At 63.1% G+C, this 14,688-nt stretch carries 17 protein-coding genes; 13 read left to right on the top strand and 4 right to left on the bottom strand.

All coding sequences use genetic code 11. From position 1 onward, the window contains the following. The first annotated feature begins 25 nt into the window (after positions 1 to 25). The 5 genes from CLV85_RS12355 to CLV85_RS12335 are packed head-to-tail and all read left to right on the top strand — an operon-like array spanning position 26 to position 5,043. Positions 26 to 565: a sigma-70 family RNA polymerase sigma factor gene (locus CLV85_RS12355; RefSeq protein ID WP_100389950.1), complete on the top strand. Its 540-nt coding sequence runs from the start codon at positions 26 to 28 to the stop codon at positions 563 to 565. Further along, positions 558 to 1,298, top strand: coding sequence for a hypothetical protein (locus CLV85_RS12350; RefSeq protein ID WP_100389949.1), 741 nt, complete (start codon positions 558 to 560; stop codon positions 1,296 to 1,298). Before CLV85_RS12355 ends, CLV85_RS12350 begins: the two co-directional genes overlap by 8 nt. 55 nt (positions 1,299 to 1,353) lie before the next feature. After that, positions 1,354 to 3,366 (top strand): TPM domain-containing protein, encoded by a 2,013-nt coding sequence (locus tag CLV85_RS12345; protein ID WP_100389948.1) that lies wholly within the window; start codon positions 1,354 to 1,356, stop codon positions 3,364 to 3,366. A gap of 39 nt (positions 3,367 to 3,405) precedes the next feature. After that, positions 3,406 to 4,143 (top strand): PspA/IM30 family protein, encoded by a 738-nt coding sequence (locus tag CLV85_RS12340; RefSeq protein ID WP_100389947.1) that lies wholly within the window; start codon positions 3,406 to 3,408, stop codon positions 4,141 to 4,143. A gap of 24 nt (positions 4,144 to 4,167) precedes the next feature. Further along, positions 4,168 to 5,043 carry an arginase family protein gene (locus CLV85_RS12335; RefSeq protein WP_100389946.1) on the top strand — a complete coding sequence of 292 codons (876 nt, stop codon included), beginning with the start codon at positions 4,168 to 4,170 and terminating at the stop codon, positions 5,041 to 5,043. Here the strand turns inward: CLV85_RS12335 and CLV85_RS12330 are convergent. Continuing rightward, entirely contained in the window at positions 5,001 to 5,318 is a 318-nt protein-coding gene (locus CLV85_RS12330) for a DUF4333 domain-containing protein (protein ID WP_100389945.1), read from the bottom strand. The genes CLV85_RS12335 and CLV85_RS12330 overlap by 43 nt on opposite strands. Before the next feature lie 84 nt (positions 5,319 to 5,402). On the opposite strand from CLV85_RS12330, the gene CLV85_RS12325 reads away from it, so the two are divergent. The 3 genes from CLV85_RS12325 to CLV85_RS12315 are packed head-to-tail and all read left to right on the top strand — an operon-like array spanning position 5,403 to position 8,118. Beyond that, complete coding sequence (locus tag CLV85_RS12325; RefSeq protein ID WP_100389944.1) at positions 5,403 to 6,203, top strand: crotonase/enoyl-CoA hydratase family protein; 801 nt, start codon at positions 5,403 to 5,405, stop codon at positions 6,201 to 6,203. Between the two features lie 41 nt (positions 6,204 to 6,244). Continuing rightward, positions 6,245 to 7,657 carry a dihydrolipoyl dehydrogenase family protein gene (locus tag CLV85_RS12320; RefSeq protein WP_100389943.1) on the top strand — a complete coding sequence of 471 codons (1,413 nt, stop codon included), beginning with the start codon at positions 6,245 to 6,247 and terminating at the stop codon, positions 7,655 to 7,657. Next, positions 7,654 to 8,118, top strand: a complete 465-nt coding sequence (locus CLV85_RS12315; RefSeq protein WP_229820451.1) for a hypothetical protein — start codon at positions 7,654 to 7,656, stop codon at positions 8,116 to 8,118. Before CLV85_RS12320 ends, CLV85_RS12315 begins: the two co-directional genes overlap by 4 nt. Positions 8,119 to 8,139: 21 nt before the next feature. Here CLV85_RS12315 and CLV85_RS12310 read toward each other — a convergent pair whose 3' ends face one another. Beyond that, entirely contained in the window at positions 8,140 to 8,511 is a 372-nt protein-coding gene (locus CLV85_RS12310; RefSeq protein ID WP_211283034.1) for a siderophore-interacting protein, read from the bottom strand. Between the two features lie 177 nt (positions 8,512 to 8,688). Between CLV85_RS12310 and CLV85_RS12305 the strand changes: the two genes are divergently transcribed. After that, the gene (locus tag CLV85_RS12305; protein ID WP_100389942.1) at positions 8,689 to 8,937 is read left to right on the top strand and encodes a hypothetical protein; all 249 of its coding nucleotides are present in this window, start codon (positions 8,689 to 8,691) and stop codon (positions 8,935 to 8,937) included. A 557-nt stretch (positions 8,938 to 9,494) separates the two neighbouring features. Further along, a complete protein-coding gene (locus CLV85_RS12295) occupies positions 9,495 to 10,451 on the top strand; it encodes a hypothetical protein (protein WP_100389940.1) in 957 nt (318 codons plus the stop codon). Between the two features lie 2 nt (positions 10,452 to 10,453). On the opposite strand, the gene CLV85_RS12290 is transcribed toward CLV85_RS12295, so the two are convergent. After that, positions 10,454 to 11,869: an amidase gene (locus CLV85_RS12290; protein ID WP_100389939.1), complete on the bottom strand. Its 1,416-nt coding sequence runs from the start codon at positions 11,867 to 11,869 to the stop codon at positions 10,454 to 10,456. 130 nt (positions 11,870 to 11,999) lie between these two features. Between CLV85_RS12290 and CLV85_RS12285 the strand changes: the two genes are divergently transcribed. From CLV85_RS12285 to CLV85_RS12275, 3 genes are read left to right on the top strand one after another with little or no spacing between them, the layout of a single operon-like run. Continuing rightward, positions 12,000 to 12,359: a GntR family transcriptional regulator gene (locus tag CLV85_RS12285; RefSeq protein WP_100389938.1), complete on the top strand. Its 360-nt coding sequence runs from the start codon at positions 12,000 to 12,002 to the stop codon at positions 12,357 to 12,359. Next, the gene (locus CLV85_RS12280) at positions 12,356 to 13,246 is read left to right on the top strand and encodes an ABC transporter ATP-binding protein (RefSeq protein WP_100389937.1); all 891 of its coding nucleotides are present in this window, start codon (positions 12,356 to 12,358) and stop codon (positions 13,244 to 13,246) included. Before CLV85_RS12285 ends, CLV85_RS12280 begins: the two co-directional genes overlap by 4 nt. Then, entirely contained in the window at positions 13,243 to 14,013 is a 771-nt protein-coding gene (locus CLV85_RS12275) for an ABC transporter permease (protein WP_100389936.1), read from the top strand. The genes CLV85_RS12280 and CLV85_RS12275 overlap by 4 nt, the downstream gene beginning before the upstream one ends. A gap of 110 nt (positions 14,014 to 14,123) precedes the next feature. Here the strand turns inward: CLV85_RS12275 and CLV85_RS12270 are convergent, their stop codons facing one another. Then, positions 14,124 to 14,630 carry a GNAT family N-acetyltransferase gene (locus CLV85_RS12270; protein WP_100389935.1) on the bottom strand — a complete coding sequence of 169 codons (507 nt, stop codon included), beginning with the start codon at positions 14,628 to 14,630 and terminating at the stop codon, positions 14,124 to 14,126. Between the last annotated feature and the right edge of the window lie 58 nt (positions 14,631 to 14,688).

The following is a 14,688-nucleotide window of genomic DNA, read 5'->3' as shown; positions in this document are numbered from 1 at the left end:
AGAGACGACGGCGAGGAGGGGCTCAGTGACTGAGACCAAAAACACCCCTGCCCGCTGGGAAGACGTAGCCGCACAACTCGTCGCCGAGCGAGGTGAGGCATTGACGCGTTACGCGTACCTGATTTCGGGAAACCGCGACGACGCCTCCGACCTTGTGCACGATGCCCTCGTGAAAACCTTCGGTCGTCTGCGCAACGGCTTTGGCATCGCCAGCGCCGAGGCTTATGTGCGTCGAGCGATTCTGAACACGTACCTTGACCGCGGTCGAAAGATCAGCCGCTGGCGCAAGATCGCCCACCTGACGGTGGAGCCCGACATCCATGAATCGGCGGATGCGGATACCGAAGCTCGCTTAGACCTTCAGTCCCAGCTGATGAAGCTTCGCCCGCGCGAACGCGCCTGCGTGGTGCTGCGGTATTACGAAGACCTCAAAGTGGATGACATTGCCGCGACCCTAGATATCAGCTCGGGCGCCGTGAAACGCTATTTGAGCGACGGACTCGCCCGCATGGCCGTGAGCCTAGACCGCGCCGACGCACACGATCTGGGAGGCCACCGTGGTTGATGAGAACGAACTGCGCACCCAGTTTTCGGGCACAGAACTGCCCGCAATCGATATTGATACCGCTGCAGTGATTTCACGCAGCAAACGTCGCCGCCTCCCACGCCAGTTCGCGGTAGGAGCGGTGGGTCTGCTCGCGGCAACGTCGCTCGTCTTCGCAGGCATCAGCACGTTCCGGCAGGCGGACCCCATCAGCACGACGGCAGGGGTCGTCGCAGACGAGTCATTCGACACCGACAGCGAAAGCGACGCCGCCCCGTCAGACGAATCACAGGCCGCCCCCGACACAAGCCCGATCACCGCGGCGTGTGGCACGAGCATCCGCACCGATGAAACAACGCCGTTCGGGCTATCGCTCGAACTAGAGTTGCCCGCCGAAGTTGTGGCTTCCGGCAGCGCCTACGGCACAGCGCGCCTGACCAATACGTCTGACGAGCCCGTGACCGGCTCAACGGCGAACGTGCCCGATGTAAACCTGCTGCGCGACTCGATTGTGATTTCGCACAGCCCGGATGTTCAGATTCTGTCGGTCATGCCCGTGAATCTGCAGCCTGGCCAGAGCATCGCTTTTGATGTCGCCATCGATGTTTTCGACTGCACCACGATCGACACCGGCGGAATGGTGGAGCCGGGCACCTATGCCGTGAATGCGACGCTCGCTTTTGTGCCCACCGACCCCGCCGATGGCGCCGCTGCCGAAGTTCGCAGCGCAAAATCAGCAATCACACTGCAGTAGCCACAGTCGCCTTCGCTAGACTCCCCGTGTCACTGTCGTCGACGAAGGAGCACCCGTGAAAGCTCGACTGGGCACCACTCTGGCGCTTGCCGCTCTACTCGGCCTGCTCACCGCAGGGCCGGCTCTCGCGAATGACCCCGTGAGCCTCGACGGCGGCTACGTTGTCGACTCGGTGGGCGTGCTCGACGGCGATTCGAGTGCGATCGATGGTGCTCTGGATTCGCTCTACGAGAGCCAGGGCATCCAACTTTTCGTTGTTTACGTTGACGAGTTCACCAACCCCAGCGACCCGGTTGACTGGGCAGACACCACCGCCGATAACAACGGGCTCGGCGACAACGACCTGTTGCTTGCCGTCGCTGTTTCGCAGCGCCAATACGCGCTCTCCGTTGCCCTCGATGCTCCCGTGACCTCTGACCAGCTGGATGCGGCCGAGAGTGCGATCGAGTCAGAGCTCCGCAACGACAACTGGGGGCAGGCTGCCATCGCGGGCGCCAACTCGCTCGCGGGTGAGGGTTCGACAGCCGTGACGTCCGACGCCTCGAGCGGCGGCATCCCGATTCTGCCGATTGTGGGCGGTGTCGCGGTTGTTGGCGCCGGCGCCTATGTGATTTACCGTGTGCGTCGTGGCGGCAAAGGTGATCGCAGCGCTGCTCCTACCGCTGAGGTTTCGCAAGAAGAGCTCGACCGCCAGGCCGGTAGCGCTCTGGTCGATCTGGACGATGCGGTCAAGACCAGCGAGCAAGAGCTTGGCTTTGCCGAAGCACAGTTTGGTTCGGCTGCCACCGCCGGGTTCCAGAAGTCGCTCGACGAAGCGAATGCCGCTGTGGCGAGGGCGTTCCGCATCCGCCAGCAACTCGATGACAGTGAGCCTGAAACGGCCGAGCAGAAGCGCGCCATGACGATCGAAATTATCGAGCTGTGCGAGCACGCCGACGACTTGCTCGACGAACAGGCCGAGGCGTTTGAGGAGCTTCGCCAGCTTGAGACAAACGCCCCCGCGGTACTCGCTGAGACCTCCACCGCGATTGCGGCTGCGGCTCAGCGACTCCCCGCCACCGAGGCAGCCCTCGCAGCGCTCACCGCGCGCTACGCGCCAGCCGCGATTGAGGCCGTTGCCGACAACGGTGCACGCGCACAGGCATTGCTGAATTCGGCTGTGAGCACCTCGACCGCAGCGCAAGCATCCATCGAAGCGCAGAAACCGAGTGAAGCTGCTGTCGCTGTGCGCGCCGCTCAAGCGGAACTGGGCCAGGCCATCCAGCTGATGGATGCCGTCGATTCGTTGACCGAAGAGCTGCAGGCGGCAGAGCAGAAGCTTGCCGCCGCCATCACGGACACCACGAACGACATCGCTGCGGCCCGCGCGCTTCCCGCGGACAGCACGGCAGCAGCCCTGCAGCCCTCGATCGCGAGTGCGGAAGCCGCGTTGGCTGCCGCCCAGTCGGCGACCGCCGATCCTGTCGCGAGTTTGAGCGCACTCGGTGATGCCAACGCTGCTCTCGAAACGGTCTTTGTAGGCGTGCGCGACCAGCAGGCAGCAATTGCTCAAGCAGCGACCCAGTTGTCGGCGGCGCTGGCGGCAGCGCAGTCTCGCATCACCACGACGGCGCAGTTCATCACGACACGTCGCGGTGGCGTCGGCTCTTCGGCGCGAACCAAGATCGCGGAAGCGGATCGTCAGCTCAAGCAGGCGCTCGCGCTGCAGGCATCCGACCCCGTGACTGCCTTGACCCACGCCCGCACGGCTGACCAGTTGGCGGCAAGTGCGTACGACATCGCTCAGCGCGAGGTCTCCCAATTCTCCGGCGGCTCCAATGCCGGTGTTGGCGGGTTGCTTGGTGGCTCGAATTCAGGCGGCGGAGATGTGCTCGGCGGCATCATCGGTGGGCTCATCGGTGGCAGCCTCGGCTCACGCTCGTCGCGCCCCTCGTCGGGCTACTCCTGGGGCGGCGGTTCGCGCTCGGGCAGTTCAGGATCGCGCGGCGGTTCACGTTCGGGCGGCCGCAGCTCGGGCGGATCGCCTCGCCGCAGTGGTGGTGGCCGCAGCCGCGGCGGTAGATTCTAATTACGGTTTCCTTCAGAAAACTCACGAAAGGCACGTCGCATGGCAAAGCAGTCAATTCTCGGACGAATCTCACAACTACTGAAGGCGAACATCAACTCGCTCCTCGACTCGGCCGAGGACCCTCAGCTGATGCTCGACCAGCTCGTGCGCGACTACACCAACTCCATTGCGGATGCGGAGAGCGCTGTAGCTCAGACCATCGGCAACCTGCGCCTCATGGAGCAGGACCACGCTGAAGACATGAACGCTGCTGCTGACTGGGGCCGTAAGGCTCTCGCGGCCAGCGCTAAGGCCGACGAACTGCGTGCCGGTGGCAACAGTGTGGATGCCGACAAGTTCGACAACCTCGCCAAGATCGCCATTGGTCGCCAAGTTTCTTCCGAGAACGAAGCTCGCACCGCTGAGCCGACCATTGCGTCGCAGACTCAGGTTGTTGACCAGCTCAAGAGTGGCCTCGACGGCATGCGCGCCAAGCTGAGCGAACTCACCGCCAAGCGTGACGAGCTTGTTGCTCGCTCCAAGACGGTTGAAGCTCAGTCGCAGGTTCACGACGCGCTCAAGTCGATCGACCTTCTTGACCCGACGAGCGACCTCGGCCGCTTCGAAGACAAGATTCGCCGCGAAGAGGCCAAGGTTCTGGGGCAGCAGGAGCTCGCAGCATCCAGCCTCGACGCTCAGTTCGAAGGCCTCGAAGACCTCGGCAAGCAGACCGAAGTTGAGGCCCGTCTCGCGGCTCTCAAAGCCGGCGGCGCTCAGGCCCTCACCGCAGGCGAGTAGTTCGACGACTCGAAAGTTCAACGGATGACAATTAACTACGTTGTCGTTCCGCAGTGGCAGGGTTCGGGTTCGTCCCGCGCCATGCAACTTGTGGACGGTGCCGAGTCGATTCGGGGAGATCTTCCCTCAGCATCGACTCGCACCGTCGACATTCCCCTCGAAGCGGGCGATCACCAGGGCACGGGCGTGCACCGCTACAGTTCGCTGTTGCTCGTGCGCGACCGGCTACGCCACGCTCTCGCCGAGGGCACCGAAGCTGGTGTCGACACGCATGTCACCATCGGTGGCGATTGCGGCGTCGAGCTCGCGGCGATCGAGCATGTGAGCGCGAGCGAGCCCGCCGTGGTGTGGCTCGACGCGCATCCTGATCTGCATACCGCCGCGACGAGTCCCTCCGGCGCGTTCACCGGAATGGTGTTGCGCACGCTCCTGGGCGATGGTCCCTCCGAGTTGGTACCCGCGCATCCGGTTCGCGGCGATCGGGTGATCCTTGCGGGCGTGCGCTCGATCGATACCGCGGAAGATGACTACATCGGGCAGTCCGGCATCCGGATGCTCGGCCCCACCGATTTCTCGGCGGAGACGCTGCTCGATGCCATCGCGGCAACGGGCGCCGACTCGGTGTATCTTCACATCGATCTCGACGTACTCGATCCTGCTGATTTTGCGGGGCTCGGCTCCCCCGTGCCTTTCGGCATCGAAGCAGCCGTGCTTGTTGAGGCGATTCGTGCCGTCGTCGGCAAGTATGCCCTTGCGGGCGCTGGCATCACCGAATTTGCTCCCGCCTCGATGACGAGCGCAGTGGATGACTCCCCCACGATTCTGAGATTGCTGGGCGCTCTGAACAGCGCCGGTCGCTATTCGCGCGGTTCTTCAGCGACGTCGACTGAAACCGAGTAGCTCGCCCCGTCGACATCCGTGATCGTCACTTCGCTGTCGAACTCTTCGTTGAGGGTGGTGTCGGTGAGAACGCACTCGAGCGTGGTGTTGTTCTTGAGCTCCACGGTCTCGTCGCCGCAGTCCATTTCGGGTGATTCGCCCGTGGCCTGTTCGAGCGCGGAGACTGCCGTCGCGGCGATAGAGCTCGCGGAAACCTCGACGGGCGGTTCGCTGCTGCAGCCGCTGAGAAGAGCCGCCGTCGCAACAGCACAAACGAGAATTGCGGATCGCAACACAGGAGCCTCCGAAAAGTTGGTGTGGGTATGAGCTTATCGCCAGCATCCCGACCGATGGCCGCCGCGCAGTCGTAGTCTGGGGCTATGACTGACTCCAACTCGAGCACCCCCAAGATCACTGTGGAGCGAGACGGCCACGTCTTGCTCATCGGCCTCAACCGCACCGATAAGCGCAACGCCGCCGACATGGATATGTTGCAGCAGCTTGCACTGGCGTATGGCGAGCTTGAGCGCGATCCCGAGCTGCGTGCCGGCTTCGTTTTCGCCCACGGCGACCACTTCACGGGCGGCCTCGACCTCGCTGACATCGGCCCCCGCATCGGCGCGGACGGGCTCGACATGGTTCCCGAGGGCGGCATCAACCCCTGGCAAGTTTCGGGCGAAAAGCTCTCGAAGCCCGTCGTGATTGCGGTGCAGGGCACCTGCCTCACGCTCGGCATCGAGCTGCTGCTCGCAAGCGACATCGCCGTCGCCGCTGATTCGACCGTGTTCGGTCAGGTTGAAGTATCGCGCGGCATCCTGCCCTTCGGCGGGGCCACCATTCGCTTCCCGCGCCAAGTTGGTTGGTCGAACGCGATGCGCTGGATTCTCACCGGCGACAGCTTCGACGCCGCCGAAGCTCACCGCATCGGGATGGTGCAAGAAGTTGTGCCCCACGGCGAGCAGTATGCGCGCGGCCTCGAGCTGGCGCACCGCGTTGCGGCCCAAGCTCCCCTCGCGGTTCAGGCGGCGCTCGCCAACGCCAACCTCGCGATTCGCGAGGGCGATGCCGCCGCCGAGGCTGGCCTTCAGCCCGCGCTCGTAGCCGTTGCTCAGAGTAAAGATGCCAGAATTGGCATGGAAGCTTTTATGACCCGCACGATCGCCGAGTTCATCGGCAGGTAGCAGAAGCAGCATCCGCACCACCAACGCGAAGGAGTTCACTCATGACCGAGAACAACTGGGACGTCATTGTCATCGGAGCCGGAGCGGTTGGTGAGAACGTGGCAGATCGCGCTGTTCAGGGCGGACTGAGCGTGGTGCTTGTCGAGAGCGAACTCGTGGGTGGTGAGTGCTCGTACTGGGCGTGCATGCCGTCGAAGGCTCTCATCCGCAGCGGTCTCGCTTTGCGGGCGGTCGAGAAGCTTCCCGGTGCTGCCGAAGCTGTCACGGGTGGCATCAACGTCGAAGCGCTCCTCGCCCGCCGCAACAGCTTCACGAGCAACTGGGATGACGCGGGTCAAGTGAAGTGGGTAAAGAAAGCGGGAATCGGGCTTGAGCGCGGTCACGCTCGGCTCGCCGGAGAGAAGAAGGTCACCGTCACTGCTGACGACGGAACCGTCACGACCCTCACCGCGAACCACGCTGTTGTCGTCGCGACGGGCTCCGATCCGAAGCTTCCCAACATTCCCGGGCTGATCGACGCGAAGCCGTGGACCCCGCGTGAAGCGACCTCCGTGAAAGTTGTTCCCGAATCATTCGCCATCATCGGCGGCGGCGTTGTGGGCGTCGAGATGGCCACTGCCTACCTCGACCTCGGTGCCGAGGTGACTCTGTTTGCACGCAGCGGACTCCTCAACGGTCAAGAAGACTTCGCCGGCGAGATGGTGGAGAAGGCGCTCAAGGAGCGCGGCGTCACCATCGTGCGAACCTCGCCCACGCGCGTGGAGCGCACCGCTGACGGCGTCGTGATTGAGACTCCGGAAGGCAGCTTCACGGCATCCGAAATTTTGATTGCTACCGGTCGCGCCGCTCGCACGAACGACATTGGGCTCGAGACCGTGGGTCTCACTCCGGGCGACTGGATCCGGGTGGATGACACCATGCTCGTGCCCGACACCGACTGGCTCTACGCCGTTGGCGACGTCAACCACCGCGCGCTGCTCACCCATCAGGGCAAGTACCAAGCGCGTGCTGCGGGTGACGTGATTGCTGCCCGCGCTAAGGGCGAAACCGTGGATGACGCCCCCTGGGGTGCGCACGTTGCGACCGCCGACCACGGCGCTGTGCCGCAAGTCACGTTTAGCGATCCCGAAGTCGCTTCGGTCGGAGTCATGTCTCACGACGCCGAGAAGCAGGGAATTGACGCTCAGGTGGTCGACTACAACATTGGCTGGGTTGCCGGCGCGAGCCTGCAGGCCGACGGCTACGAAGGCCAGGCGCGACTCGTGATTGATCGCGAACGTCAAGTCATTATCGGCGCTACTTTTGTGGGGCAGGATGTTGCGGAGTTGCTGCACTCGGCCACCATCGCCATCGTGGGCGAGGTTCCCATCGCGCGCCTGTGGCACGCGGTTCCCTCGTACCCCACGATCAGTGAGGTGTGGCTGCGACTGCTCGAAACCATCGGGCGTCCGTGAGCCGAGCACTAACGCTGGGCACGCGGCTCGGGCACGCTCTGGCGCGCGCCGAACACAATCCGCGTGCTCAGCGAGTGCTGCTGCACCCCGTCGTTACGCGACCCGGTTACTGGTTTGCTACGGCATCCGGGCTGCTGTGGGGTGGCGTGCTGAGCGGTTTGCGGGTGCGTTCTCGGGGCGGCGTTATCGTTGCCGAGCACGTGCCTCGCTGGGCCTTTGGTCGCGGCGGCACCACGATTGGCGCCGTGTATCTGACCTGCGACAACGCGAGCGATAACGTGCTCGCACATGAGGCTGTGCACCGCGAGCAGTGGCGCAAGTATGGGCTGTGGTTTATTCCGCTGTATCTGCTGGCCGGGCAAAACCCGCTGACGAACCGTTTTGAGATTGAGGCGGGGCTGGAGTTGGGTGGCTATGTGCGCGCGAAATCAACGCGTGCGCCGAAACCTGTGAAGGAATAGAGCGCGGATGCTGGGTTCGAACTAGTTCGAGCTGAGCAGGCGCGCGGGGCCCTGATGGGCAACCCAGGCGTAGACGGTGCTCTCACCGAATGCGCTCACCGGCAGCATTTCGCTGAGCCACGCGTCGACCGAACGGGCAACGCTTTGGCCGCGTTCGCGCAGCAGCCAGCACACGCTGAAACGGCCGGGAGCCGATAGCGGCTGGATGTCGTCAGCCGAGTCAACTTCGATGAACACTTGGCCACGTGAACGGGCCGGCAACGTCGCGAGGATCATCGAGATGGCGTCGATCGAGGTCTCGTCTCCCGCGAGCAGCACGCGGTCAGCCGACTGGGGATTCCAGGCGATCTGCGGGGTGAAGAGTTCGGGAAACATTGATCCCAGTATAGGCATGCCTTACCTAAATAACGAAGCGCTCTCGGCGGACTCCAAGCAGCGAACGTCGGCGGCCTATCTGGACGTCCTGGGGTAATGAAAGTCGCATACTCCGGCTTCAGTTCCGTCGCGCTGCTACACGTGTTTGTGAGAATTCATCTTGTTCATAGGAGGTTCGGAACGTACGCTGGCTCCATGAAGCGAGCAACAATCGGCGCATTTTGGGGTTTGGGGATCAGCCTTGCGCTCTATCTCGGCATCCTCGGATTCACTTCGGTCGCGCGCACGCAAGGACACGACTGGAGCAATACCGCGGCTGAATGGATGTCCACAATCTGGTACTGGTCGATCTGGCTAATGGCCGCCAGCGCACTTCTGATCGTGGTTCTGATCGCTGCGCAGATTGTGTGGGCTTACCTGCCACGATCGTGGTCGCGCAGCTGAAGTGCACTCTTCGCTAATCCGCGCACGTGACGCAGTGCCGAATCAACGCCCACAGGTCCTGCGCTCAGTTACGATCTCTTTGGCAGCACTGGGACTCCTCTGGATTGGCTCGCTCTCTGCGTACGCGAGCTTGGCGGAGAGAAACAGCCAGTCGTCCTGCGCTGATTATGTTCCCGCGAGTTTGAGCGCCTCGGAATATGTCGTGCAGACCAAATCGCGGGTTACAGTTCTGCCGCTCGCGCTTGAGTGCTCGTTCTACGCCGAGGCACCATCCGACGAGCCTGACTACGTCATTGTCGAAAAGGATCTCGGTACTGCGTGGTGGCTCGGAGTGCCAGCCAGCTTCCTGGCCGCTGCGAGCTTTTGGGTTGCGAGCGTCACGACCACGAACCCCCGGAACCGTGAACCTCACAGGACTCGAGCATGATCCCCCTCATCGATTGGCACCTCACATGATGCACCTCCGCCCGTCCGACTTGAGTCGCGAGCAAGCGAATCGCCACTTGGCGCACGCGGAGAATACGCGAGAGTTTCGGCTCACCGAATTAGCGCATTGGATGGCCGCCAGCGATGGCCCCATCGACGAGATGGATGCGTCTTGGGCGAGTGTGGGGACCCTGTGGGAGTGGACCCAATCGTTCATTAGCACTGAGGTAGCGGAGGCGGTCCCCGCCGAGTGGCGAACGGACCAGTCGATCGGATTTGGCTTTGTCCCCGAGCTCCAATTCCGGCGCACCCAGTACATCGTGCAGGCGTGGCCGAGCTACATTTTCGAGGTCTTACACCGGCTGGATGCATCGACACGTCTCTGTCTTGCCAGCGCTGAAGGCAAAGATCATGTCGACTACAACGAGCTGGCATTTCGCTCTCAGTCCGGTAGCGAGCCACTCTTTGCAGATTTGCGAAGGTGGGCCGCAAGAGCCGGCACCAATAGCAGGAACTCCGATATCCACCAGTTCAATGCCTGGTTCTCAACCGAATTCGACGATTGGCACGCCCTAGCAAAGGGGGACCCCCGCGGACCCTCAATCCTTGCCCCACTGGTCGAGCGTCCGCTCAGTGACTTCGATTCGTTGCGCAATCCTCCCGAGTTTGTGTCTGAGCCCAGGGTCGCCCCCGACGAGTCGACTCCGGCCGTTGCGCAGCTGGAAGAAGACGAGTTCATGGTCGCGCCCCGCGACTATGACCCCGACGATCTTGCCGCCGGTCAACCGTTGGACTCTGCGGTCGTGCATCACGCTCTCCTAGAGATGGATGCGAGCTTGGGTGGCGGCGGCACTATCACCGATCCCGCCGTGTGGCTTCCTGCCGGGCACGCTGATCTTGCCCTCGGCTCAGTGGCAGGTGCGACCGTCTTCGTTGCCGACGGCGCAGTGCGCGGAGTCGGGTTCGAGATCGGTGAGATCACCAAGAAAGAATGGCGCGTGCTCGCTCAGCAAATGCGAGCACTGGCACGCGAGCTGGGTGTGCACTTCGCTCCTGATCAAGACGAGAGCTGGAAAGCGAACCAGTAGCGCTAAGCCCCAAACGCCGCCGGATGCCGCGAGCCCCACTGGAAGCCGCGCTCGAGCTGCGCACCAATCGCGAGCAACACATCCTCCCGACCGGGGCGGCCAATGAGTTGCACGCCCATCGGCAGTCCTTCCGCGGTTTCGTGCACGGGGAGGCTGATCGCGGGCAGGCCTGAGACGTTGACGAAGCTTGTCCACGGCGTGTATTGCACTTGCTTCGCAAAGTTCTCGAAGGCATCCTCGGCATGAAACCAGCCGAGCGGGCGTGGGGTCATCGCCATTGCCGGCGTCAGCACAGCGTCGTATGTCGAGAACTGACGGATGACGCTGCGCTCAAACCGAGACAGCGTCGCGATGGCGACGCCCACGTCGCACGCGCTCATCCGACGTCCGCTTTCGATAAGCCATTTCGTGAGGGGTTCCACGAGCTCAAGTTGATCGCCATCGAGCGGGATTCCGGCGGCTCCCGCTTGCCACAGCACCGTGAAGGCTTCGGCGTATTCGGGTGAGGGGTCGAGCGCGAAGTTTTCGCTGCCGTGGCCGAGCTGGTCGAGCGCGGTGCGAGCGAGGGTGAGAGCATCCTGAGCTTCGGGCGAGACGCTGATCTCGTAGGTGTCATCCCACGGCGAGGTTGTCATGACGCCAATGCTGAAGGTGCCCTCACCGCGGATCGCGGCGTTGAGGAAGGCGCCGCCGTCCCACGTGGGCGGGCCGACCGAGAACGGCGAAGGGCCGGCAATGCCATCGAGGAGTAACGCGGCATCCGCCACCGTGCGAGCGAGAGGCCCGGTAACGGGAAGCTGGCCGAGGCTGCCGAAGCCGCTGCCCGCGGGTACGCGACCACGCGAAGGCTTGAGGCCGACGAGTCCGGTCGCGGCGGCGGGAATGCGAATCGAGCCACCACCGTCCGAGCCGGGCGCGAACGGCAAGAGCCCCGCGGAAACGGCGACCGCCGCTCCCCCGCTGCTGCCGCCGGAGCCCAGCGAGGTGTTCCAGGGGTTCACGGCCGGGGCATCCGAGAGCGGTTCGGTGTAGGCGGGGAGGCCGAATTCGGGAGTCGCTGTTTTGCCGAGGCTGATCGCGCCGGCAGCATCGAGAACGTCGGCGATCTCATCCGACTCCTCGGGCACGAAGTCGGCGAAGGCGCGCGATCCGTAGGCGGTGCGCACTCCGGCGCGGGCCCACAAGTCTTTCTCGCCCGAAGCAAGCCCCCAGAGAGCGGAGGCGCGGGAGCCAGAGGCTTCTAGCTCCGCAGCACGCTGGCGCGCAGCATCAGCAGTCACGACCGTAAACGCACCCAGCTCAGGGTTGAGGCGTTCGATGCGATCGAGGTAGCACTCCACGAGTTCGCTGGGCTTCAGCTCGCCCGATCGCACGAGATGGAGCTGCTCAAGGGCGGTGAGGCGATGAAGTTCTGACACGAATTCAGCCTAAGGGGGTTGACAACGACCCGCCATGCTGGTTGGTTAGTTACATCACCAACTAACCAACTAGCCGCCGCAGCAGCGCAGCACCGCTAGATCACCACCCGCACTCAGAAAGGAGGCTCACATGGATGACTCTCGCCCCCTCTTCGCGCAGGTCGCCGAGAACATTGAGAACGACATCATCTCCGGCGCACTGCCCGAAGAAGGCCAGGCTCCCTCGATCAACGAGTTCGCAGCCTTCTACCGCATCAACCCCGCGACCGCCCTCAAAGGCGTCAACGTGCTCGTCGATGCAGGAATTCTCTACAAGAAACGAGGAATCGGAATGTTCGTCGCCACCGGCGCTCAAGAACAACTCAAAGGTGCCCGCCGCGACAGCTTCAGCAGCGAGTACGTTCGCCCTCTCTTGGCCGAAGCAGAAAAGCTCGGCATCGACTCCGCCCAACTCACCCAGATGATCGCCAAGGAGGCGAATAACTCATGACCTCCACCATCGAGGTAACTAACCTCAGCAAGAACTTCGGCAAAGTGAACGCCGTCAACGACGTGAGCTTCACGGTCGAAGAGAACAAGATCTACGGCCTGCTCGGGCGCAACGGTGCCGGCAAGACCACGCTCATGCAGTTGCTCACCGGCCAAGAATTCGCCTCCAGCGGCACCATCTCGCTGTTCGGACAGACTCCGGTCGAGAACGCCAAGGTTCTGCAGAATACCTGCTTCATCAAAGAGAGCCAGCGCTACCCCGAAGACTTCCGCCCCAAAGACGTTTTCAAGACCGCGCCCTGGTTCTTCGCCAACTGGGACCAAGACTTCGCCGATCGCCTCATCGCCGACTTCCGTCTCCCCGTCGACCGCCGCATCAAGAAGCTCTCGCGCGGCCAGCTCTCCTCCATCGGCGTCATCGTCGGCCTCGCCTCACGCGCACCGCTCACCTTCTTCGATGAGCCCTACCTGGGGTTGGATGCCGTGGCTCGCCAAATCTTCTACGACCGACTTCTGGAGGACTACGCCGCCCACCCGCGCACCGTGATCCTCTCCACTCACCTCATCGACGAGGTCAGCAACCTGCTCGAACACGTTCTTGTGATCGACGAAGGCAAGCTCCTCATCAACGAGGATGCCGAAACTCTCCGCAATCGCGCGACCAACGTTGTCGGCATGAAGACCGCCGTCGAGACGTTTATCGGCAACCGCGAAGTGTTGCACCGCGACGGCATCGGCGGGCTCAGCTCCGTGACCGTTGCCGGGCTCAGCGAAAGCGAGCGCCGCGACGCGCACTCTGCCGGGCTGGAACTGTCACCGGTGTCGTTGCAGCAGCTCATCATCCAACTCACCCGCACCGAGACCAAGGAATTCGAGGCCAGCGCATGACCACCACAACAACGGCTCTCGCCCATCCGGCAAGCCCGATAAAGCGCATCACGAGTGTGGCCAAGCTGCACTTCGCCAACCCGTGGACGACCCTCGGCTTGCCGTGGATCATTCTCGGCGTGATTTTTGTGGGCATGCTCACCATCTGGTGGCTGATCTACTCGGCGATCGATCCTGCCGACCGCGCTGGCGCACTAGAAGGTACCCAGTTCTCCGGGTCGAGCTTCTTCATCTACATCTACATGATGGTCGTGGCGATCCAGGCGATCAGCATTACGTTCCCGTTCGCACTCGGCTACGGCGTTACCCGCCGCGACTACTACCTCGGCAGCGCTCTTGCTTTCGTGGTGCTAGCCGTGATCTACACCGCGGGGCTCACGCTGATCTCAGCCGCCGAAACGATGACTGACGGTTGGGGAATGGGTGTCACCATTTTTGCGCCCGTCTACTTCGGGGCGGGCATCGCGGAACGCATTTTCGTGCAACTCGTGGCGTTCCTGTTCTTCCTCTTCTTCGGATCAGCGATTGCCGCAGTCTGGGTGCGATGGAAGGCAACCGGCGTGACGATGTTCTTCATTGTCGTTGCGGCGCTGCTCGTGGGCTTGATCGCGCTGGCGACCTTCACCGATTCTTGGTCGGCAGTGGGCGCCACGTTGGTCGACCTCGGCGTGCTCGGCGTCGCCGCCTGGAGCCTCGTGCTCACCGCGATCAGCGCCGTGGCCGGGTTCACGCTGCTGCGGCGAGCGACTCCACGTAACGCAGCCTAGTCAGAAGGCTGCGGCCCCCAGACGAACCCAGAGCTGCGGATGCCCGGCTCTCCCCTCGCGGGAGGCCGGGCATTCGTGCGTTTATGACGTCGTGGTTCGTGGGCGAAGAGCTACGCGTCGAGCGACTTCTGCAGCAGGTACGTGCCGACCCAACGGTCGAACTTGAAACCGACACGCTTGAGGTGCCCAATGGATTCGAAGCCCAGCTTCTGGTGAAGATGCACGGAAGCCTCGGTGCCCTCATCCGAGATCACGGCAATGATTTCGCGGATGCCGATCTGCCGTCCGCGATCGAGCAGTTCGGTGAGCAGAGCGCCGCCCACGCCCTGACCGGTGGCAGCGGGAGACAGATAAATCGACCCTTCGACGGTGTGCTTGTAGGCAGCTTTGGGGCGCCACGGGAACATGGCGGCATAGCCGAGCACGCGCTCGGTGTCGTCGACCGCAACGATGAACGGCAGTCCCGACTCTTCCACGGCGACCCGCTTGGCGGTCATGATCTCGGGGGTGACCTCAACGATGTCGAAGGTGACGACAGTCGTACTCACGTAGTGGCCGTAGATTTCGGCGAGCGCCACATCATCCGCTGCGATGGCGTCTCTGAAGTGGTGTGCCATGGCTGCTCCCGAGGTGTCGTGACAAAGAAGGTAAGTGGTGAAAACTGTCTCGCCCCGA

Source organism: Salinibacterium amurskyense (genome assembly GCF_002797685.1).
Taxonomy (GTDB): Bacteria; Actinomycetota; Actinomycetes; order Actinomycetales; family Microbacteriaceae; genus Rhodoglobus; species Rhodoglobus amurskyensis.
This window is presented reverse-complemented; position numbering and strand designations above follow the sequence as displayed.

Coding starts and splice junctions, on each gene's coding strand:
- CLV85_RS12340 (WP_100389947.1), top strand. CDS start 3,406: ATGGCAAAGCAGTCAATTCTCGGACGAATCTCACAACTACTGAAGGCG.
- CLV85_RS12335 (WP_100389946.1), top strand. CDS start 4,168: ATGACAATTAACTACGTTGTCGTTCCGCAGTGGCAGGGTTCGGGTTCG.
- CLV85_RS12325 (WP_100389944.1), top strand. CDS start 5,403: ATGACTGACTCCAACTCGAGCACCCCCAAGATCACTGTGGAGCGAGAC.
- CLV85_RS12320 (WP_100389943.1), top strand. CDS start 6,245: ATGACCGAGAACAACTGGGACGTCATTGTCATCGGAGCCGGAGCGGTT.
- CLV85_RS12310 (WP_211283034.1), bottom strand. CDS start 8,511: ATGCCTATACTGGGATCAATGTTTCCCGAACTCTTCACCCCGCAGATC.
- CLV85_RS12305 (WP_100389942.1), top strand. CDS start 8,689: ATGAAGCGAGCAACAATCGGCGCATTTTGGGGTTTGGGGATCAGCCTT.
- CLV85_RS12295 (WP_100389940.1), top strand. CDS start 9,495: ATGGCCGCCAGCGATGGCCCCATCGACGAGATGGATGCGTCTTGGGCG.
- CLV85_RS12285 (WP_100389938.1), top strand. CDS start 12,000: ATGGATGACTCTCGCCCCCTCTTCGCGCAGGTCGCCGAGAACATTGAG.
- CLV85_RS12280 (WP_100389937.1), top strand. CDS start 12,356: ATGACCTCCACCATCGAGGTAACTAACCTCAGCAAGAACTTCGGCAAA.
- CLV85_RS12275 (WP_100389936.1), top strand. CDS start 13,243: ATGACCACCACAACAACGGCTCTCGCCCATCCGGCAAGCCCGATAAAG.
- CLV85_RS12270 (WP_100389935.1), bottom strand. CDS start 14,630: ATGGCACACCACTTCAGAGACGCCATCGCAGCGGATGATGTGGCGCTC.